The 19,755-nt window shown below is 66.9% G+C and carries 16 protein-coding genes; 9 read left to right on the top strand and 7 right to left on the bottom strand.

All coding sequences use genetic code 11. The features are described from left to right. The first annotated feature begins 1 nt into the window (after window position 1). The 3 genes from CL52_RS08765 to fabI are packed head-to-tail and all read left to right on the top strand — an operon-like array spanning window position 2 to window position 3,444. Window positions 2-1,021 carry an ABC transporter permease gene (locus tag CL52_RS08765; protein WP_043219910.1) on the top strand — a complete coding sequence of 340 codons (1,020 nt, stop codon included), beginning with the start codon at window positions 2-4 and terminating at the stop codon, window positions 1,019-1,021. Window position 1,022: 1 nt separating this feature from the next. Continuing rightward, window positions 1,023-2,669, top strand: a complete 1,647-nt coding sequence (locus CL52_RS08760) for an ABC transporter ATP-binding protein (RefSeq protein ID WP_043219908.1) — start codon at window positions 1,023-1,025, stop codon at window positions 2,667-2,669. After that, window positions 2,650-3,444, top strand: coding sequence for an enoyl-ACP reductase FabI (fabI, locus tag CL52_RS08755; protein ID WP_043219905.1), 795 nt, complete (start codon window positions 2,650-2,652; stop codon window positions 3,442-3,444). Before CL52_RS08760 ends, fabI begins: the two co-directional genes overlap by 20 nt. 188 nt (window positions 3,445-3,632) lie before the next feature. Here the strand turns inward: fabI and CL52_RS21230 are convergent, their stop codons facing one another. Both CL52_RS21230 and CL52_RS08745 read right to left on the bottom strand, forming a co-directional pair. After that, complete coding sequence (locus tag CL52_RS21230; RefSeq protein ID WP_043219903.1) at window positions 3,633-3,863, bottom strand: hypothetical protein; 231 nt, start codon at window positions 3,861-3,863, stop codon at window positions 3,633-3,635. A gap of 46 nt (window positions 3,864-3,909) precedes the next feature. After that, complete coding sequence (locus tag CL52_RS08745; protein ID WP_043219899.1) at window positions 3,910-4,461, bottom strand: cysteine hydrolase family protein; 552 nt, start codon at window positions 4,459-4,461, stop codon at window positions 3,910-3,912. Between the two features lie 69 nt (window positions 4,462-4,530). Between CL52_RS08745 and CL52_RS08740 the strand changes: the two genes are divergently transcribed. The 6 genes from CL52_RS08740 (at window position 4,531) to arcC (ending at window position 11,554) form a co-directional block, all read left to right on the top strand. Continuing rightward, window positions 4,531-5,541, top strand: coding sequence for a GlxA family transcriptional regulator (locus tag CL52_RS08740; protein ID WP_200889412.1), 1,011 nt, complete (start codon window positions 4,531-4,533; stop codon window positions 5,539-5,541). A gap of 117 nt (window positions 5,542-5,658) precedes the next feature. Then, complete coding sequence (locus CL52_RS08735) at window positions 5,659-6,729, top strand: zinc-binding metallopeptidase family protein (RefSeq protein WP_043219897.1); 1,071 nt, start codon at window positions 5,659-5,661, stop codon at window positions 6,727-6,729. Between the two features lie 120 nt (window positions 6,730-6,849). Then, window positions 6,850-8,277, top strand: a complete 1,428-nt coding sequence (gene arcD / locus CL52_RS08730; RefSeq protein WP_043219894.1) for an arginine-ornithine antiporter — start codon at window positions 6,850-6,852, stop codon at window positions 8,275-8,277. Window positions 8,278-8,330: 53 nt separating this feature from the next. Further along, window positions 8,331-9,587 (top strand): arginine deiminase, encoded by a 1,257-nt coding sequence (gene arcA / locus CL52_RS08725; protein ID WP_043219892.1) that lies wholly within the window; start codon window positions 8,331-8,333, stop codon window positions 9,585-9,587. Window positions 9,588-9,599: 12 nt separating this feature from the next. Continuing rightward, on the top strand, window positions 9,600-10,610 hold the full coding sequence (locus tag CL52_RS08720) for an ornithine carbamoyltransferase (protein WP_043219889.1): 1,011 nt from the start codon (window positions 9,600-9,602) through the stop codon (window positions 10,608-10,610). Between the two features lie 14 nt (window positions 10,611-10,624). After that, the gene (gene arcC, locus CL52_RS08715; RefSeq protein ID WP_043219888.1) at window positions 10,625-11,554 is read left to right on the top strand and encodes a carbamate kinase; all 930 of its coding nucleotides are present in this window, start codon (window positions 10,625-10,627) and stop codon (window positions 11,552-11,554) included. A 62-nt stretch (window positions 11,555-11,616) separates the two neighbouring features. On the opposite strand, the gene CL52_RS08710 is transcribed toward arcC, so the two are convergent. The 5 genes from CL52_RS08710 to CL52_RS08690 form a co-directional block, all read right to left on the bottom strand. Next, window positions 11,617-13,137: a sensor domain-containing diguanylate cyclase gene (locus tag CL52_RS08710; protein WP_235366404.1), complete on the bottom strand. Its 1,521-nt coding sequence runs from the start codon at window positions 13,135-13,137 to the stop codon at window positions 11,617-11,619. A 140-nt stretch (window positions 13,138-13,277) separates the two neighbouring features. After that, on the bottom strand, window positions 13,278-15,419 hold the full coding sequence (locus CL52_RS08705) for a methyl-accepting chemotaxis protein (protein ID WP_043219885.1): 2,142 nt from the start codon (window positions 15,417-15,419) through the stop codon (window positions 13,278-13,280). Window positions 15,420-15,517: 98 nt separating this feature from the next. Next, window positions 15,518-17,533 carry a nitric oxide reductase activation protein NorD gene (locus CL52_RS08700; RefSeq protein ID WP_043219882.1) on the bottom strand — a complete coding sequence of 672 codons (2,016 nt, stop codon included), beginning with the start codon at window positions 17,531-17,533 and terminating at the stop codon, window positions 15,518-15,520. A 2-nt stretch (window positions 17,534-17,535) separates the two neighbouring features. Next, window positions 17,536-18,348, bottom strand: coding sequence for a CbbQ/NirQ/NorQ/GpvN family protein (locus CL52_RS08695; RefSeq protein ID WP_052264531.1), 813 nt, complete (start codon window positions 18,346-18,348; stop codon window positions 17,536-17,538). After that, entirely contained in the window at window positions 18,345-19,706 is a 1,362-nt protein-coding gene (locus tag CL52_RS08690; protein ID WP_041110629.1) for a cbb3-type cytochrome c oxidase subunit I, read from the bottom strand. Before CL52_RS08690 ends, CL52_RS08695 begins: the two co-directional genes overlap by 4 nt. Between the last annotated feature and the right edge of the window lie 49 nt (window positions 19,707-19,755).

The raw sequence follows: 19,755 nt of genomic DNA, 5'->3' as shown, positions 1-19,755 counted from the left end.
AATGAAGCTGTCCCCTCTCAATCAGCGCCGGTTCGAGCTGTTCAAGGCACACAAGCGCGGCTGGTGGTCGCTCTGGCTGTTCGTCGCGCTGTTCACGCTGAGCCTCGGCGCCGAGCTGATCGCCAACGACAAGCCGATCGTGGTGCGCTACGACGGGCAATGGTACTTCCCGGTCTTCAAACGCTATCCGGAGACCACCTTCGGCGGCGAGTTCCCGCTGCAGGCCAACTACAAGAGCCCCTACATCGAGAAGCTGATCGCCAAGAAAGACGGCTGGATGATCTGGCCGCCGATCCCGTTCGACTACTCGAGCATCAACTACGACCTGCAGGTCCCCGCGCCGGCGCCACCGTCCTGGGATAACTGGCTGGGTACCGATGACCAGGGCCGCGATGTGCTGGCGCGAGTGATCTACGGGTTCCGCATCTCGGTGCTGTTCGCGCTCACGCTCACGTTGATCAGCTCGGTGATCGGCGTCGCTGCCGGCGCATTGCAGGGCTTCTACGGTGGCTGGGTCGACCTGGTCGGGCAACGGGTACTGGAAATCTGGTCCGGGCTGCCGGTGCTCTATCTGCTGATCATCCTGGCCAGCTTCGTGCAACCGAACTTCTGGTGGCTGCTGGGCATCATGCTGCTGTTCTCCTGGATGAGCCTGGTCGACGTGGTGCGTGCGGAGTTCCTGCGCGGCCGCAACCTCGAGTATGTGCGGGCGGCGCGGGCGCTGGGCATGCGCAACGGCGCGATCATGTTCCGCCACATCCTGCCCAACGCCATGGTGTCCACCATGACGTTCATGCCGTTCATCCTCACCGGGGCGATCGGCACGCTGACCGCGCTCGACTTTCTCGGCTTCGGGCTGCCACCCGGTGCTCCCTCGCTGGGAGAGCTGGTGGCACAGGGCAAGGCGAACCTGCAGGCGCCCTGGCTCGGCATCAGCGCATTCGTGGTGCTGGCCGTCATGCTGACGCTGCTGGTGTTCATCGGCGAGGCGGCGCGCGATGCCTTCGACCCAAGGAAGTGACATGGCCGAGAATCTGATTGAAATCCGCGACCTCGCGGTCGAATTCAGTCATGGCGAAAGCCGGCAGCGCGTCGTCGAAGGGGTGAGCTTCGACATTCGCAAGGGCGAGACTTTGGCGCTGGTCGGCGAGAGCGGTTCGGGCAAGTCGGTCACGGCGCATTCGATACTGCGCCTGCTGCCCTACCCACTGGCGAGCCACCCGGCCGGGCAGATCCTCTTTCATGGCGAGGACCTGTTGCACGCTGACGAAAAGCGCATGCGTGCGATCCGCGGCAATCGCATCGCGATGGTCTTCCAGGAGCCGATGACCTCGCTCAACCCCTTGCACACGGTCGGCAAGCAGATCAACGAGGTGCTCAGCATCCACAAGGGCCTGCGTGGCCGTGCCGCCAGTGCACGCACGCTCGAGCTGCTCGAGCTGGTCGGCATTCCCAACGCGCGCGAACGCTTCCGTGCCTATCCCCACGAGCTGTCGGGTGGCCAGCGCCAGCGGGTGATGATCGCCATGGCCCTGGCCAACGAACCGGAGCTGCTCATCGCCGACGAACCCACCACGGCGCTGGACGTAACGGTGCAGCTGAAGATTCTCGAGCTGCTGAAGGATCTGCAGGCGCGCCTGGGCATGTCGTTGCTGCTGATCAGCCACGATCTCAACCTGGTTCGCCGCGTCGCGCATCGTGCATGTGTCATGCAGCGCGGTCGCGTCGTCGAACAGGCATCGTGCGAGCAATTGTTCCGCGCGCCGCAGCATCCATACACGCAGGAGCTGCTGGCGGCGGAGCCGAGCGGTGGTCCGGTGGACGTCGAACAGCGCCCGTCATTGCTGGAGGTCAACGACCTGCGGGTCTGGTTCCCGATCAAGAAGGGGGTCATGCGCAGGACGGTGGACCACGTCAAGGCAGTCGATGGCGTCTCGTTCAGTCTGCCCAAGGGACAGACGCTTGGCATCGTCGGCGAAAGCGGCTCCGGAAAGTCGACCCTTGGGCTGGCGATCCTGCGTCTGATCGGTAGCCGTGGCGAGATACGCTTCCAGGGGCACGAGCTCAGCAGCCTGTCACAACGGGACGTGCGCCCGCTGCGACGGCAGATGCAGGTGGTTTTCCAGGACCCGTTCGGCAGCCTGAGCCCGCGCATGTCGGTGGGCCAGATCATCGGCGAGGGCCTGCGCATTCACCGGATCGGAACGGCCAAGGAGCAGGAAGCGGCGATCATCGAGGCGCTGGTGGAAGTCGGGCTCGACCCGGACACCCGCCACCGCTACCCGCACGAGTTTTCCGGCGGACAGCGGCAGCGCATCGCCATTGCGCGCGCGCTGGTATTGAAACCGGCGCTGATTCTGCTGGACGAGCCCACCTCGGCGCTCGACCGAACGGTTCAGCGCCAAGTGGTCGAGCTATTGCGATCGCTACAACAGAAGTACGACCTGACCTACCTGTTCATCAGCCATGACCTGGCGGTGGTCAGGGCGCTGAGCCACCAGATGATGGTGGTCAAGCAGGGTCAGGTCGTGGAACAGGGGGTGGCAGGCGAGATATTCGCGGCCCCGCAACATCCATATACACAACAGCTGCTGGAGTCGGCCTTTCTGGCCCCGGCAGCCGATGCACAACCAGAAGAGGGAAAAGCACATGGGTTTTCTAACCGGTAAGCGCGTACTGATCGTAGGCGTGGCCAGCAAACTGTCGATCGCCTCCGGCATCGCCGCCGCCATGCACCGCGAAGGTGCCGAGCTGGCCTTCACCTACCAGAACGAGAAGCTCAAGGGCCGCGTCGAAGAGTTCGCCGCCGGCTGGGGCTCGAGCGCCGACCTGTGTTTCCCCTGTGACGTGGCCAACGACGAAGACATCGCGCGGGTCTTCGAGGAGCTGGGCAAGAAGTGGGACGGCCTGGACTGCATCGTCCACTCGGTTGGTTTCGCCCCGGGCGACCAGCTCAACGGTGACTTCACCGAAGTAACCACCCGCGAAGGCTTCAAGATCGCCCACGACATCAGCGCCTACAGCTTCGTCGCCCTGGCCAAGGCCGGTCGCGAAATGATGAAAGGCCGCAACGGCAGCCTGCTGACCCTTTCCTACCTGGGCGCCGAGCGCACCATGCCGAACTACAACGTGATGGGCATGGCCAAGGCTTCGCTGGAAGCCGGCGTACGCTACCTGGCCGGCAGCCTCGGCCCGGAAGGCACCCGCGTGAACTGCATCTCCGCGGGCCCGATCCGCACCCTGGCCGCCTCCGGCATCGCCAGCTTCCGCAAGATGCTGGCCGCCAACGAGAAGCAGACCCCGCTGCGTCGCAACGTGACCATCGAAGAAGTCGGCAACGCCGGCGCCTTCCTCTGCTCGGACCTGGCCTCGGGCATCAGCGGCGAAATTCTCTATGTCGACGGCGGCTTCAACACCACCGCCATGGGCTCGCTGGAAGACTGACGGCAAGCCAGGACAGCACCCAGGAGAACCCCGCCCCGTGCGGGGTTTTTCTTTGCCGGGCGCAACACCCATTCACCGCGCTGCTCACGAGACGCAGCCTGTTCGAGCGCGGAGGTTTCCGGACATGTCGCGCGGCCTGTGCTTGCCGGCTGGTCACGCCTGTGCTGGCGTACCGCGGCAGCTGGACATCACGCCCGCAGGCCCGCCTTGCGCAACCCCTCGGCCAGGGTTTCCAGATTCTCCGGGCGCTGGATCGGTAGACCTTCTATGAAGGGCCGGACGATATCCACAGCGTCGGCCGCAACGCCAGTTCGACCGAGCCGGCGCGCTTTGGTGTTTCTGCTCAAACCGACACAGGTGCCCTTGCTGACCCCGGTGCGCTGAAGACCGGCCGGGCTCACGGCGATTGCGCCGGGCATAGCCATGCCTCCAGGGCAATCGCCGGTGCGCCTCTTGACCATCCGTTCAGCTGGCCGCCAGATAGGCCTCGGTGTCCACGAGCGTGGCATAGGCGAAGCCCAGCGCGGCCATTATCGCCGCATGCACCTGCCTGGCCGGAACCGTGACCCCACCGAATTCCAGATCCAGCGTGGCGCAGGCATCGTGCAAGAGGGTCACGCCATAACCGAGGTCGGCCGCCGCACGCACCCCTGCATCGATGCACATGTGGCTCATCGCACCTACCACCACCAGCTCCTGCACGCCGCGCTCGTCCAGCAGCTGTTTGAGCGAGGTCTCGCGGAAGGCATTCGGGTAATGCTTGACCACTACCGGCTCGTCGCCCTGCGGAACGACGGCGTCCTGGATCTTCACACCTTCGCTGCCCGGCACGAATATCGGCTTCTCGCCATTGACGAATTCGTGCCGGACATGGATCACCGGAATCCCTCTGGCGCGGGCATCGGCGATCACCTTGGCCGCATTGCTGACGGCCCGTTCGATGCCGCTCAGCGGCAGCTTGCCCGTTGGTAGGTATTCGTTCTGCAGGTCGATTACGACCACCGCACGCTTGCTCATGGCTGGCTCCTTTGACGATGCTGTGCAAGGGAAGGCCATCATCGGCTGTCAGCAGAAGGTTGCTAAGTGGTGCGATCGACATCTTCAGGGGCGCTACCGACAGGCGACGGCGAGCGGGTCATCGAGCTGGGCATCCTGCTCTACCCCGGTGCTCAACTGGCCACCGTCCTCGGCCTGACCGATCTGTTCGGCATCGCGCGTCGCCTCGCCGGCGAGCAGGCTAATCGCAATGCGCCCGTTCTGCGCGTCTCGCACTGGCGACTCGAGAACCCCGGCGACCTGCCGATGCGCGTCGCCGACTCGCATCCACAGGCGCGCGGCCAGCTGCAGGTGCTGATCCTGCCTGCCAGCCTCGAGACGCCGATCTCGGCGGAGGCGGCGGCGCCCTATAGGGCCTGGCTGCGGCAGCAGCATCAGGCCGGCGTCACCCTGGCATCGGTCTGCGCCGGCGCCTTTCTGCTGGGCGAGACCGGCCTGCTGGACGGCCGCACCATCACCACGCACTGGCTCCACGTGGACGGTTTCTCGGCCCGCTTCCCGGACGTTCGCCTGGATGTCGACCAGCTGATCATCGATGCCGACGACATCATCAGTGCCGGCGGCGTCATGGCCTGGACCGATCTCGGTTTGCGCCTGGTCGATCGCTATCTGGGCCCGACGATCATGCTCGAGACCGCGCGCGTGCTGTTGATCGACCCGCCCGGCCGGCAGCAGCGCTACTACCGCGGCTTCACTCCGCGGCTGGCACACGGTGATACGGCGGTGCTCGCGGTACAGCACTGGCTGCACGAGACGGGTGGCGGCGACGCCGCCCTGGCCGAGCTCGCGCAACGCGCCGGCCTGGAACAGCGGACCTTTCTGCGGCGCTTTCGCAAAGCCACCGGCATGACGACCACCGAGTATTGCCAGCGACTGCGGGTCGGGCGGGCGCGCGAATTGCTGCAGGCTGACCGCCTGTCCATCGAGCGGGTCGCCTGGGAGGTGGGCTACGCCGACCCCGGCGCGTTCAGAAAGGTCTTCACCCGCATCGTCGGCCTCAGCCCGGGCGCCTACCGGCGCCGCTTCGCCACGCTCGCCTAGCGCCAGGCGCGCTGCGCCCGCCCGCCGATCACTGCCGCGCCCTTGGCCCACGGTTGCGCACGGTTGCGTCCGCGTTCTGTCACAGCAGGGGAACAACCGCGAATCGGAGGCCAATGCATGACCCTGGACGAACAACTGGCACTGCTCGAAGAACTCCTGCTGGCGCGCGGCCCCGCAGGCCAGGAGGACGAGGTGCGCCAGATCTGTCGGCGCCAATTGCAGCAATCCTGCCAGGCAGTCTGGCAGGACGAGGCAGCCAACCTCATCGGCCGCATCGAGGCCACTGGCATGCCGCGCGAGCAGGCAGAGCGCCGCACCACCCGGATAATGGCGCACCAGGACGAGATCGCCATGGTGGTCAAACGTATCGATGATGACGGCCGCCTGCGCGTCGTGGCGCTTGGCGGCGCCTACCCGGTGAACTTCGGCATGTGTCCGGTGGACATTCTCGGCGAGCGCGAGGTGGTCCATGGTGCCCTGTCGTTCGGCACCATGCACGGCACCGGCGAGTCCAGCCAGTCGATGCACGTGTTGCAGGGTGACGTGCAATGGCACGACGTGCATGTCATCACCCGATATTCGAAAGCCGAACTCGGCGAGCTGGGGGTGCGCGCCGGCACACGGGTGGTGCTCAGCCGCCACTGGCGCCGGCCCTTTACGATACGCGACTGTATCGCCGGGCATTTTCTCGACGACCGCGCACCGCTGGTCGCCGCGCTGGTCGCCGCCCGCCGCCTGGCCGAGCGCGCCCACGAACTGCAAGGCGATGTGCTGATCGTGCTCACGACCAACGAGGAAGAAACCAATTCCGGCGCGCAGTACGCGGCGCGGACCCTGCCCGGCTCGCTGTGCATCGCCCTCGAAGTCGGTCCGATCGCCGCCGAGTACGACACCCGCCTGGCGCTCGACCCCATCGTGCTGACGGGTGACGAGAAAGGCTTCTACTCCAAACAGGTGTCCGATGAGCTGCTCAAGGCCGCCGCGCGCTGCGGTTATTGCCCGCAGCCGGCGCTGATGCCCGGCTTTGCTTCGGATGCGAGCGCCGTGCTCGGCTCGGGCTCCTCGCCTCGCGCCGGCTGCCTGGCCATTCCTACCGAGAACACCCACGGCTACGAAGTGATCATGCAGCAGGGCATGGAGGCTTGCGCGCGCACGCTGGTCGAGTACCTGCTCACCGGGCAGCAGTAAGCACGGTCGCGGTCGGCAAGCCGCCCGATGGACCGATGCGCAAAGGCTGACCTGGATCAGCCAGACGCCCCCTGCAACGGCGCTAAATAGAGCGGTAATGGACGGCAGGGAGCAGCGGCAATGCCTCAATCAGCGCAAAAGCTTCGTCTTGGTGCCCTGGTGGCACTGGTGGTCGGCTCGATGATCGGCGGTGGCATCTTTTCCTTGCCACAGAACATGGCGGCGAGCGCCGGTGCCGGCGCCGTCCTGATCGGCTGGGCAATCACCGGCATCGGCATGCTGACCCTCGCCCTGGTGTTCCAGACGCTGGCCAACCGCAAGCCCGAGCTCGACACCGGCGTCTACGCCTATGCCAAGGCGGGCTTCGGCGACTACATGGGCTTCTCCTCGGCGTGGGGTTACTGGATCAGCGCCTGGATCGGCAACGTCAGCTACCTGGTGCTGCTGTTCAGTACCCTGGGGCTGTTCTTCCCGGCCTTCGGCGAAGGCAATACCGCACTGGCCATCGTCTGCGCTTCGCTGCTCCTGTGGGGCATCCATTTCGTGGTGCTCAGCGGCATTCGCGAAGCGGCCTTCCTCAACCTGGTCACGACCATCGCCAAGGTCGTGCCGCTGGTGCTGTTCATCGTCATTGCGGCGCTGGCCTTCAAGATCGAGGTGTTCACGGCCGATTTCTGGGGTACCGGCAATCTCGAGCTTGGCAGCGTGCTGAATCAGGTGCGCGGGATGATGCTGGTCACCGTCTGGGTGTTCATCGGGATCGAGGGGGCCAACATCTACTCGGCACGTGCCGAGCGGCGCCGCGATATCGGCAAGGCCACCGTCATCGGCTTCTATTCGGTGCTGCTGCTTCTGGTGCTGGTCAACGTGCTGTCGATGGGGATTCTCAGCCAACCGGAACTTGCGGCGCTGAAGAACCCCTCCATGGCTGGCGTGCTGGAGCATGTGGTCGGGCGCTGGGGCGCGCTGCTGATCAGCGTTGGCCTGGTGATCTCGCTGCTCGGCGGCCTGCTGGCCTGGACGCTGCTGTGCGCCGAGATTCTTTTCGCCGGCGCGCGCGACCACACCATGCCGGCCTTTCTGCGCAAGGAGAACGCCAGGCAGGTCCCGAGCAATGCGCTCTGGCTGTCGAACGGGCTGATCCAGCTGATGCTGGTCATCACCCTGTTCAACGATGCCACCTACCTAAACCTGCTGTACCTGGCGACGTCGATGATCCTGGTGCCCTACTTCTGGTCCGCGGCCTATGCGGTGCTGGTGAGCTGGCGCGGCGAGACCTACGAGCAGCAACCGGGCGAGCGCCGCAGGGATCTGCTGATCGCGCTGATCGCCCTGCTCTACGCCGCCTGGCTGCTGTACGCCGGCGGCATCCAGTACCTGCTGTTGTCGGCGCTGCTCTACGCCCCCGGCGCGCTGTTCTTCGCCAAGGCCAAACGCGAGCTCGGCGAGCCGGTATTCACACTGCCGGAAAAGCTCATCTTCGCCGCCGTGCTGATCGGTGCCCTGATCGCCGCCTACGGCCTCTATGACGGCTTCCTGACCCTTTGACCCGCCCGGCCCCGCCCATTGGCGGGCCGGACCGCGACACAGGAGATACGCGAATGGCTACACCCACTCCCCCGCTCGGCGTGCATTCGGAAGTCGGCAAGCTGCGCCAGGTGCTGGTCTGCTCACCCGGGCTTGCCCATCAACGTCTCACACCATCGAACTGCGACGAGTTGCTGTTCGACGACGTGTTGTGGGTCAGCCAGGCCAAGCGTGACCATTTCGACTTCGTCACCAAGATGCGCGAGCGCGGCGTCGAGGTGCTGGAGATGCACAACCTGCTCACCGAGACGCTGCAAGACACCGAAGCCAAACGCTGGCTGCTCGATCGCAAGCTGACGCCCAACCTCGTGGGCCTTGGCCTGCATCACGAGGTGCGCGCCTGGATGCAAGAGCTGGGGCCACGCCGGCTGGCCGAATACCTGATCGGCGGCGTCTCCGGCGATGACCTGCCGGGGACGCACAGTGGCGAGATCGTGCGGATGTTCCGCGACTACCTGGGCCACTCGAGCTTCATCCTGCCGCCACTGCCGAACACCCTGTTCACCCGCGACACCACCTGCTGGATCTATGGCGGCGTGACGCTGAACCCGATGCACTGGACCGCGCGCCGGCAGGAAACGCTGCTCACCGCCGCCATCTACCGCTTTCATCCGACCTTCGCCAATGCCGACTTCAGGGTCTGGTACGGCGACCCGGAGCTGGACCACGGCCTCGCCACGCTCGAGGGCGGCGACGTGATGCCACTGGGCCACGGCGTGGTGTTGATCGGCATGGGCGAGCGCTCCTCGCGCCAGGCCATCGGCCAGCTGGCGCAATCGCTGTTCCAGCAGGGCGCGGCCGAACGCGTGATCGTCGCCGGCCTGCCGGTCGGTCGAGCGTCCATGCACCTGGATACGGTGTTCAGCTTCTGCGACCGCGACCTGGTGACCATCTACCCCGAAGCCGTCCAGGCGATCACTTCCTTCAGCTTGCGTCCCGACGAGGGCAAACCCGGCGGTATCGACGTGCGCCGCGAAGAAAAGTGCTTTCTCGACGTGGTCGCCGAAGCCCTTGGCATCCACAAGCTGCGCACCGTGGCAACCGGCGGCGACAGCTACGAAGCCGAACGCGAGCAATGGGACGATGGCAACAACGTGGTCGCGCTCGAGCCCGGCGTGGTGATCGGTTACGACCGCAACACCTACACCAATACCCTGCTGCGCAAGGCCGGCGTCGAGGTCATCACCATCGATGCCAGTGAACTGGGTCGCGGCCGTGGCGGCGGCCACTGCATGACCTGTCCGATCACCCGCGACCCCGTGGACTACTGAGGAGCCGACCCGATGGCGTTCAACCTGCACAACCGGCACCTGCTCAGCCTCACGCACCACAGCGAGCGCGAGCTGCGCTACCTGCTCGATCTCGCTCGCGACCTCAAGCGCGCCAAGTACAGCGGAACCGAGCACCAGCACCTCAAGGGCAAGAACATCGCCCTGATCTTCGAGAAGACCTCGACCCGCACCCGCTGCGCGTTCGAGGTCGCCGCCTACGACCAGGGCGCCAACGTCACCTACATCGACCCGATGTCCTCGCAGATCGGCCACAAGGAGACCATGAAGGACACCGCCCGCGTGCTCGGGCGCATGTACGACGCCATCGAATACCGCGGCTACAGCCAGCAGGTGGTCGAGGAACTCGCGCAGTTCTCCGGCGTGCCGGTGTTCAACGGCCTGACCGACGAGTACCACCCCACGCAGATGCTTGCCGACGTGCTGACCATGCGCGAGCACAGCGACAAGCCGCTGCAGCAGATCCGCTACGCCTACGTCGGCGACGCACGCAACAACATGGGCAACTCGCTGCTGCTGGTCGGCGCCAAGCTGGGCATGGACGTGCGCATCAGTGCGCCCAAGGCGCTCTGGCCGCACGAAGAACACCTGGCCGCCTGTCGCGCGTTCGCCGCGCAGTCCGGAGCGCGGCTGACGCTGACCGAGGACCCGCACGAAGCCGTCCGCGACGTCGACTTCATTCACACCGATGTCTGGGTATCGATGGGCGAGCCGGTCGAGACCTGGGGCGAGCGCATCGCCCTGCTGCTGCCCTATCAGGTCAACGCGGCGCTGATGCAGGCCGCCGGCAATCCGCGGGTGAGGTTCATGCACTGCCTGCCGGCCTTTCACAACGCCGAGACCAAGGTCGGCAAGGAGATCGCCGGGCATCATCCGGAGCTGGCGGGCGGGATCGAAGTCACCGACGAGGTGTTCGAGTCGCCGGCGAGCATCGTCTTCGACCAGGCCGAGAACCGCATGCACACCATCAAGGCGGTGCTGGTCGCCACGCTCGGCGGCGTCTGACACGAGGAATGAGCATGCGCATTGTCATCGCCCTGGGCGGCAACGCCCTGCTACGTCGCGGCGAGCCGATGAGCGCCGAGCGCCAGCGCGAGAACGTGCAGCTGGCCTGCAGCCAGATCGCGCAGATCGCGCCCGGCAACCAGTTGGTGATCGCCCATGGCAATGGACCCCAGGTCGGTCTGCTGGCGCTGCAGGGCGCGGCCTACGGCCCGGACGGCGCCTACCCGCTCGACGTGCTCGGCGCGGAGACCGAAGGCATGATCGGCTACATGATCGAACAGGAGCTCGGCAATCGGCTGCCCGCGGGCACGCCGCTGGCGACCTTGCTGACCCAGGTCGAAGTGGACCCGGCCGATCCCGCGTTCGCCTCACCGAGCAAACCCATCGGCCCGATCTACAGTCGTGAGGACGCCGACCGCCTGCAGGCCGAGAAAGGCTGGCAGATGGCCGCCGACGGCGCGCACTTCCGCCGCGTGGTGCCCAGCCCCCGGCCACGACGCATTCACCAGCTGCGGCCGATCCAGTGGCTGCTGGAGCGCGGTTGCGTGGTGATCTGCGCCGGTGGCGGCGGCATTCCCACCGTGTGCGATGCCCAGCAGCGTTCGCGTGGCATCGAGGCGGTGATCGACAAGGACCTGTGCTCGGCGCTGTTGGCCGAGGTGCTGGCCGCGGACCTGCTGCTGATCGCCACCGACGTCGATGCCGCCTATACCGGCTGGGGCACCGCGGCGCAGCGGGCCATCGCCCTGGCGCATCCGGACGCGCTCGAGCCACTGCCCTTCGCCGCGGGCTCGATGGGGCCGAAGATCCAGGCGGCTTGCGGCTTCGCTCGGCAGACCGGCAAGGATGCGGTGATCGGCGCTCTGGCCGACATCCAGGCGATCGTCCTCGGCCAGGCCGGCACGCGGGTGAGTAGCAGCGCCGCAGGCATCCGCTATCGCTGAACGCGCGGCGGACGGTCAGCGTGCGCCACCACCTGCCGCCCGGTGGTGCAGCCCCGCCCGGCTCAGCAGGGCACGCCCTGCATCAGGCCAATCGAGTCATTGCCAGAACCATCCGCCTCGATCACCCAGCTGCACACCTGGTTGCGACCACTGCGCTTGGCCCGGTACAGCGCGCGGTCGGCGCGGGCGATCAAGGCATCGATGTGCTGGTCGTCGGCCTGCAGTTGTGTCAGCCCCAGGCTCACCGTGATGGCGATGTCGCCAACCGAGGTCACGATGGGTTCGCCGGCAATGGCCAGGCGAATCTTTTCGGCGACGCAGCGCGCGCCCTCGGCATCGGTATGCGGCAGGACGAGCGCAAACTCCTCGCCGCCCAAACGACCGATGAGGTCGTGAGAGCGCAGCATGCGCATGCAGGTGGCGGTAAAGGCCTTCAGCACCTCATCGCCGATCGGGTGGCCATAGGCGTCGTTGACGTGCTTGAAATGATCGATATCGAGCATCACCAGGCTCAGCGGCTCGCCGTGACGCTGCGCACGATCGACCTCGGCCGCCAGGTCGAGCAGCAATGCCCGGCGGTTGCTGACGCCGGTCAGCATGTCGGTGCTGGCCAGCTGCGACATGACCTGATGCGCGTCCTGCAGTCGCGCCGTGCTCAGGAAGTGGCGACGGGCAAGCACATACAGGAGGACGGCGAGCGCCAGCAACAGCACCGAGATCAGCGCTGCCGAAGCCAGCAAGAGCTGCTTACGTGCCTCGAAAGCCACCATGAAGTCATCCGGAGACAGCAGCACCACGACCACCACGCCGTCTTCTTTCAGGCGCCGATAGGCGCCCAGCCGATGCTCGCCATCAATGGCGCTGATGCCTTCGTAATAGCCTTGCGGCGGCGACTGCGCCGCGAAATAAGGCCTCGACTCGGGCACCTGGAAACGCCCATAGCGCCCCGGAATGGGCTCGCCCGAGGCGATGGCGCGCAGGCTGCGATCGGTGCCGAGCAGGGCGATCATGCCGTGGGCACCTACGTCGATCTGCTGGTAGTAGTCGCTAAAGAAGCCCGTCGGCACCGAGAGCACCAGCACCCCGGCGAACTGCCCGTCCTTGTGCATGGGCCGGGTGAACTGGATGGTCCATTGCTTGGATACGCGCCCGAGCACCGGCTTGCTGATGTACAGACGGTCCTGCTGGGGATGGTCGCGGTGTACACGAAAGTGTTCCCGGTCGCTCAGGTCGAACGGTGCCTCGACCTTGGCGAGATTGGAGAACACCAGCCGGCCCTGGGCATCGATCACCGCCATCTGGGTGACGACGCTGCCATACGCCTGCTGCTCTTTGCCGAGCGTCTGCTCGAGCGGTCGCTGATCCAGCAGGTCAGCCCGCATGTCGAGCAGGATCATGTCCATCAGCCGAATCACGCTGCGTACATGCGCCTCGAAGGCGGTCGCGAGGTTCATCGCATCCTTGCGCGCGGCGGCCTCGGTCAATATGCGTTCATGGCGGATTTCGCCGAAGACAGCGGCCCACATCGGCACCAGTGTCAACAACAGCAACGATAACGCCAGCAGCCCTGCTCGTCCCTTCAAACCCGTACCCCGACATCCGGCGAACCGTACGCTGCGCATTTTAAGCGACGCTCGAGGCGACCAGGGGTGGCAAAGTGCCACATATCCCTACCCGTGCCAGGGAAATGCGCCGTGCCCCGCGCGGCCGGCGCACCCGAACGCTACACCTTGAACTGGTCCATCAGGGTCTGCTGGTGATTGGCCAGGGTATTGAGCGACTGGCTCACGCGTGCCGACTCGTCGGCCTGCCCGGTAAGCGATTCGGTCACCTCACGAATGCCCTGCACATTGCGATTGATTTCCTCGGCGACGGCGCTCTGCTCTTCGGCCGCGCTGGCGATCTGCAGGGTCATCGAGGTGATCACCGATACCGAGCCGCCGATGCGCTGCAGCGCGCTGACCGCCTGCGCAACGTGCTCGACGTTGTCCTGGGCCTGCTGGTATTCGGCGCTCATGCTCTGCACCACCTCGCGCGTGCCCTGCTGCAGCCCCTCGATGACCACGCGAATGTCCTCGATCGACTCCTGCGTGCGTCGCGCCAGATGGCGCACCTCGTCGGCGACCACGGCGAAGCCACGCCCGTTCTCGCCAGCGCGGGCCGCTTCGATCGCCGCGTTGAGCGCCAGCAGGTTGGTCTGTTCGGCGATAGCGCGAATGGTCTCGAGCACAGAGCCGATCTGCTGGCTGCTGCTGGCCAGGCTTTCGACCTGCTGCATCGCGCTGCTCATGTCATGCGCCAGGCGCTCGATGCGCCGCGTGGTTTCGTCGATCACCGCCAGCCCTTCGCGTGACGCCTGGTCGGCCGAGCGCGCGGCCTCCGCCGCTTCGGCCGCGTTCTGCGCCACGCCCTGCGCGGTCGCGCTCATCTCGTTGGAGGCGGTTGCCACCTGCTCGACCTCGCTGAGCTGCGCCTGCATGCCCTGGCTGGTGTGGTTGGCAATTCCGGCCGAGCGATCGGCCGTCGCCCGGGCATCCTGCACCGAGCGTTTGACCTCGGCGACGATCGGCTGGAGCTTGTCGAGAAAGCGGTTGAAGCCCACCGCCAGGCGACCCAGCTCGTCACGGCTACCGTAGTCCAGGCGCCGGGTCAGGTCGCCCTCGCCGCCGGCAATGTCTTCGAGCCGCTCGGCTACCGTGAGGATCGGCCGGGTGATGCTGCGCGCCATCAGGCCGACCAGCAGCAGCCCCACGCCGATCGCCAGCACGCCGACCAGGATCGAGTACAGGTTGTCGGTCGCGCGCTGCTGATCCAGCGTCTGCTCCAGGGCCTGCGCCCGCGCCAGCACCACGTCACGCGGCGCCCGAATGACCACGCCCCAGGGCTTGGCCGCCGATATCGGCTGAATCGGCGCCACCACACTCAGCTGCTCGCTTGCAGCCAGCGACGCCGGCGCACCGCTGCCCAGGACCCGACGGATTTCACCGGCCTGTTCCGCATAGGCCTCGTCCAGCGGCTTGCCCAGCCAGGAGGCCGAGCCGCTGTGCCCGGCGATCAGCCCGGTCGGGCTGACGATGCCGATGTCACCATGGCCGTCATAGAGGTCCCGGTTGGCGGCCTCGACCACGCTTTGCAACGTGGCCAGGCGGATGTCGAGGCCGACCACCCCGATCACCTGATCGCCGTCGCGCAGCGGCAAGGCGATGCTGGTCATCAGGACCGGCCGCCGATCGACCTCATCGATGTACGGGTCCAGCAGGCAGGGCGCCGCGGTTGTCAGCGGGCAGGTATACCAGCTGTTGTAGGGCATGCCGCTCGGCCCTGGCGTGGTATCGGCGAGTTCGTCCTCGGTGGTCATCTCGGACTGGAACTGGCCGTCGGCGATCTGCGACCAGTACATCGAGAAACGCCCCTGCAGGTTGCTCCCGGCCACGTAATCGTCGAGGAACTCGGCATCCTGCCCGTCTAGGCCGTTCGGCTCGAAGGACATGTAAACGCCGAGCAGCTGCGGACGCGCCTTCAGCGCATCGCCCAGCCGCGACGCCAGCGTCACGCGCAGGGTCTGGGCACTGATGTCGCCCTGCCGGAACTGCTCGCGCAGCATCGCGACCTGCTCGGCAAGGCTGCGGGCATAGGCGTAGTTGTCCATGAACTCGGCACGTATCCCCTGCGCCTGGGCCTGGGCGAGCGCCTGCATGCGTGCGTCGGCCGAGGCTTCGAGCATGCTCGCGCTCATGTCGCGGACCACGGCGGCACTCTTGGCCGACTGGTAAAGCGAGGCGGAAATGAGCAGCGAGACGATGACCAGCAGGCACAGGCCGGCCAGTGCGGTCAGCTTGAGCTGGATGGAAAGTCGGGACAGCATCGGACACACCCTGATGGCAAAGACACAGCCGGGCTATCGGCGTGCAGCCGCGACTCTGAAGGGCAGCCGTCCGGGAATGCCTCGTTCTGGTGCATCCTTCAGCGCTGCAGCAGGCGGCGCATCCAGTCGAGCAGCACCGTCGGCAGCAGATCGGGCCGGGGCAGCAGCGCATAGCGGGACGCGCCGAACATTCGCGGCAGGTAGGCACCGGCCTGCCGGTCGATCGTCAGGCAGAACGGCGAAATCCCCTGCAGCGTGGCCTCCAGCACGGCCTGCCGGCTGTCCTCCACGCCGTACGGCCCCGTGTACTGATCCTCGTCACTGGGTTTGCCGTCGGAGAGCACCAGCAGCAGGCGATGCGCGGCCGGCTGCGCCATGAGTGCTGTGCTGGCATGCCGGATGGCCGCGCCGCAACGGGTGTAGTGCTCCGGCTCCAGTGCCGCGATCCGCAAGGCAACGCCCTGGCTGTATGCCTCGTCGAAACCCTTGAGCTCGCGCACGCTGACCGCATCGCGGCCCTGCCCGGAAAAGGCCTGTACCGCATAGGGTGAGCCCAGCCCCTGCAGGGCGATGCAGAGCAGCAGCAGGGCTTCGCGCTCGACGTCGATGACCCGCCGCCCCTGCGAGACCCAGCTGTCGGTGGAGCCGCTGACATCGATCAAGACGAGGATCGCCAGGTCCCGCTGCTGCGCGTGGTTGGCCTGGTAGAGCCGGTCGCTCAGCCCCTGCCCGGCCTGCATCGCCGCCGCTGCATCGACGTAGGCATCGACATCCAGCTCGTCGCCCTCGACCTGCGCGCGCAGCCACACCCGGCGCGCGCGCAGCAGTTCGAAGCGCCTGCGGATCCCGGCCAGCATGCCCCGGTGTGCCTCGAGCGTCTGCGCCACCCAGGCCTCGCTGCCGGCTTGCGCCACGCCGGGCCGGACCGTCGCGCCCTGCTCGGCGTAACGGCCGGTTCGATGGTCCCATTCGGGGTAGACGCAGCCCTGCGCGCTCGCCAATCCCGGCGGCGCAGCCAGCCGCTGCGCAGGCTCCGGCGGGTCGTCGCTGAGCAGCACCTCGCGCGGCTGTCCCGGTGAGCTGACCAGGCGTGCACGGGGCAACTCGCCGAGCAGCTCGCCATAGAGCTCGGCGTCGGCGCCGTCGTCCCGGTCGATGGGACGCTGCAGCCCCAGCGGGTCCTCGGCGTGCGGATGCGGCTCGTCGAGCTGGATCATCAGCGGGCCCGGCCCATCCGCCTGCCGTTCCTCGTCGTGCGCCTGGCGGACCTCGGGGCGCCGCGCCAGGCGCGCGCTGCGCGGCGGCGTGTCGCTCTGCTCGCCGCGCCGGGCTTCTGTCACCGGACAGCGCTCGGGCGCGGGTTCGAGCAGGCAGCCGGTCCAGAAATCCGCGAACAGGGGCTCGTCACCGAGGGCGTCTCCCGGCGCCAGGGCCGGCCAGCCTTCGAGCAGTTGCATGGCGAGCGCCATCGAGTCAGCCGGCGAAGTGGCCACGGGAAAGCCAGCGGCCCGCCCGGCGAGCAGCGCGCGAACGCGGTGTTCCACACCTCGCCGCGCCGGGCCGAAAGCAGAGAGCGGCGGCCGGCGCGCCAGGCATTCGGCGCGCAACGCCTGCAGGTCGGCTGCGCAGCCCGGCAGTTCGCGCAGCAGGTCGCACTCGGCGGCATGTGCCTCGAACAGCTGATAAAGCGCGCCGGCCAGCGGCGGCAGCGTGCGCCAGGCCGCCTGCGCGCTGCCGCGGCGAATCCGCATCGCCTGATGCAATGCCATGGCCTTGTAGAGCACCGCTGCCCGCCCCTGGTCGGCTACGTGAAGCCCGCGCGGCAGCCACAGCTGGCGCCCGTCCGTAGCCGGTACCGGCTCGCGCCGGTACGGCCGGGGGCTGCGGCCGAAACAGCGCGCCAACCAGGTAGCGCGTGCCGGCGGTTGGGCCACGCGCAACGTTACGGGTTGGCCGAGCACCGCGAGCAGCAGCAGGTCGAGACGCTCGGCAACCGCCTCGAGCGACAGCATGGGCGCCGCGGGCGGCGCAGGCCGATAGCGCTGCCACAGGCGCTGGGCGAAGACCGTCGCATGACGCGCCGCATCGGTGAGGACTTCCTCGGCTTCGGCCATGGCTAGATGAAGGTGCCGTCGACCAGATCGCGCATCGCGTCGACCAGTGTTTCGTCGTCCGACAGCGGCGAAACGATCGCCGCCAGGCAGGCCGCGCGAATCTCGATGCCCTGCGCGCAAAGCGCACCGGCAGCGACCAGCAGCCGGGTGCTCGGCACTTCGCTCAGGCCGCGGTCACGCAGCGCCCGCAGCCGCTGCGCCAGGGCGACCAGCGAACGCGCCGTGGGCGCATCGACCCCGCTTTCGCGCTGGACGATGCAGGCCTCGCGGTCGGCATCCGGAAAGCCCAGGTCCAGCGCCACGAAGCGCTGACGGGTGCTGGGCTTGAGGTCCTTGAGCATGCGCTGGTAGCCGGGGTTGTAGGACACCACGAGCTGGAACCCGGGCGGGGCCTGCAGCAGCTCGCCAGTCTTGTCGATCGGCAGCAGGCGACGGTGATCGGTCAGCGCATGCAGCACCACGACGGTGTCCTGCCGCGCCTCGACGACCTCGTCCAGGTAACAGATGGCGCCTTCGCGCACCGCTCGGGTCAAGGGCCCGTCCTGCCAGGCGGTGCCGTCATGGCGGATCAGGAACCGGCCGATCAGGTCGCTGGCCGACAGGTCGTCATGGCAGGCGATGGTCACCAGCGGTCGGCCGAGGCGCCAGGCCATGTGCTCGATGAAACGCGTCTTGCCGCAGCCGGTCGGCCCCTTGAGCATCACCGCCAGTCCGCGCGCGTGGCAGCGCTCGAACAGCGCCACCTCGTCGCCCACGGGCAGGTAGAACGGCTCCTCATGGGGGCGCAGCGCCGTCGGTTGCTCCGGCAGGTTCATGCCGAACGCACCGGCGCCGGCGCGGGGGCAGGCTCATCGACCACCAGGCGTGGCGCGTGGCGGAAGAAGTCATAGATGAACAGCGCCACGCCCACGGTGAACAGCGAGGCCGTGGCGATCAGCATGACGAAGTGAATCTGGATCTTGAGCTGCGCATCGAGATAGCCCATGCCCATGATCCGCTCCAGGTAGACCTGCGCGATGCCGGCGGTGGCGAACGACAGCGTCATGCCGAACATCCCGCTGATCTGCAGCCAGAACGCCCAGTAGCCCAGCGTGCTGCCCTGCTCGCGGCGCCCGCCGGTCAGCGACGGCAGCGCATAGCTGATCATCGCCAGCACGATCATCGCGTAGGCGCCATAGAAGGCGGCATGCCCGTGCATGGCGGTGATCAGGGTGCCGTGGGTCCACTTGTTCACGCTCGGCCAGGTATGCGCCAGGCCCAGCAGGCCGGCGCCGAACAGCGAGAACACCGCGCTGCCGATCGTCCAGTGCAGCGCCAGCGTATTCGGGTGGGCCAGCCCCGAACGGCGGATCGCACCGTAGGCATAGGCAGCCATGCCGACCAGCGCCAGCGGCTCGAGCGCGCTGAACAGCCCGCCGATCGGCAGCCAGTAGCTGGGCACGCCGACCCAGTAATAGTGGTGCGCGGTGCCCAGGATCCCGGCGATGAACACCAGCCCGACGATCACGTACAGCCACTTCTCCATCACCTCGCGGTCGGCGCCGGACAGGCGGATCAGCAGGTAGGCCAGAAACCCGCCCATGATCATCATCCACACGCCCTCGACCCACAGGTGGATGGTCCACCAGCGGTAGAAGATCGACACGGTGTAGTTCTCGTAATGCAGCAGCGCCGGCAGGTAAAGCAGCGCCGCGCTGACGAAGCCGATCATCAGCACCGCCTCGGTGGTGGTGAAGCGCCGCGCCTTGCGGATGGTCATGCCGACGTTGTAGAGGAAGATCAGCATGCAGATAACGATGACGATCTTGTGCGGCAGCGGCTGCTCGAGCAGCTTGTTGCCGGTGCCGTAGCGAAACAGGTAGCCGATGATCGCGGTGACGCCCATCAGCGTCCACAGCCCCAACTGAATGTACGCCAGCCGCGTGCTGTGCAGTTCGGTACGCGATTCCTCGGGAATCATCCAGTAGGTCGCGCCCATGAAGCCGGTCAGCACCCAGACGATCAGCAGATTCGTATGGATCACCTTGGTCACGTCGAACGGCAGGATGTACAGCAGCGGGTCCGGGCCGATGTACTTGGTGGCCGAGAGCAGGCCGAACACCAGCTGCAGGCCGAACAGCACCATCGCGACGGCGAAGTACCAATAGGCCACCGATTGGGACTGATAGCGCATCGTTGTCTCCCCTTGATCTGGCTGGGTCGGCCCGCGGCCGCGGCCCTTC

This window comes from Stutzerimonas balearica DSM 6083 (genome assembly GCF_000818015.1).
In the GTDB taxonomy this organism is placed as follows: Bacteria; Pseudomonadota; Gammaproteobacteria; order Pseudomonadales; family Pseudomonadaceae; genus Stutzerimonas; species Stutzerimonas balearica.
Note: the sequence above shows the minus strand (reverse complement) of the source record. Positions and strands in the feature narration are given on the sequence as shown.

Excerpts from the sequence above, each read along its gene's own strand:
- CL52_RS08765 (WP_043219910.1), top strand. The coding sequence starts at position 2 with ATGAAGCTGTCCCCTCTCAATCAGCGCCGGTTCGAGCTGTTCAAGGCA.
- CL52_RS08760 (WP_043219908.1), top strand. The coding sequence starts at position 1,023 with ATGGCCGAGAATCTGATTGAAATCCGCGACCTCGCGGTCGAATTCAGT.
- fabI (WP_043219905.1), top strand. The coding sequence starts at position 2,650 with ATGGGTTTTCTAACCGGTAAGCGCGTACTGATCGTAGGCGTGGCCAGC.
- CL52_RS21230 (WP_043219903.1), bottom strand. The coding sequence starts at position 3,863 with ATGCCCGGCGCAATCGCCGTGAGCCCGGCCGGTCTTCAGCGCACCGGG.
- CL52_RS08745 (WP_043219899.1), bottom strand. The coding sequence starts at position 4,461 with ATGAGCAAGCGTGCGGTGGTCGTAATCGACCTGCAGAACGAATACCTA.
- CL52_RS08735 (WP_043219897.1), top strand. The coding sequence starts at position 5,659 with ATGACCCTGGACGAACAACTGGCACTGCTCGAAGAACTCCTGCTGGCG.
- arcD (WP_043219894.1), top strand. The coding sequence starts at position 6,850 with ATGCCTCAATCAGCGCAAAAGCTTCGTCTTGGTGCCCTGGTGGCACTG.
- arcA (WP_043219892.1), top strand. The coding sequence starts at position 8,331 with ATGGCTACACCCACTCCCCCGCTCGGCGTGCATTCGGAAGTCGGCAAG.
- CL52_RS08720 (WP_043219889.1), top strand. The coding sequence starts at position 9,600 with ATGGCGTTCAACCTGCACAACCGGCACCTGCTCAGCCTCACGCACCAC.
- arcC (WP_043219888.1), top strand. The coding sequence starts at position 10,625 with ATGCGCATTGTCATCGCCCTGGGCGGCAACGCCCTGCTACGTCGCGGC.
- CL52_RS08705 (WP_043219885.1), bottom strand. The coding sequence starts at position 15,419 with ATGCTGTCCCGACTTTCCATCCAGCTCAAGCTGACCGCACTGGCCGGC.
- CL52_RS08700 (WP_043219882.1), bottom strand. The coding sequence starts at position 17,533 with ATGGCCGAAGCCGAGGAAGTCCTCACCGATGCGGCGCGTCATGCGACG.
- CL52_RS08695 (WP_052264531.1), bottom strand. The coding sequence starts at position 18,348 with ATGAACCTGCCGGAGCAACCGACGGCGCTGCGCCCCCATGAGGAGCCG.
- CL52_RS08690 (WP_041110629.1), bottom strand. The coding sequence starts at position 19,706 with ATGCGCTATCAGTCCCAATCGGTGGCCTATTGGTACTTCGCCGTCGCG.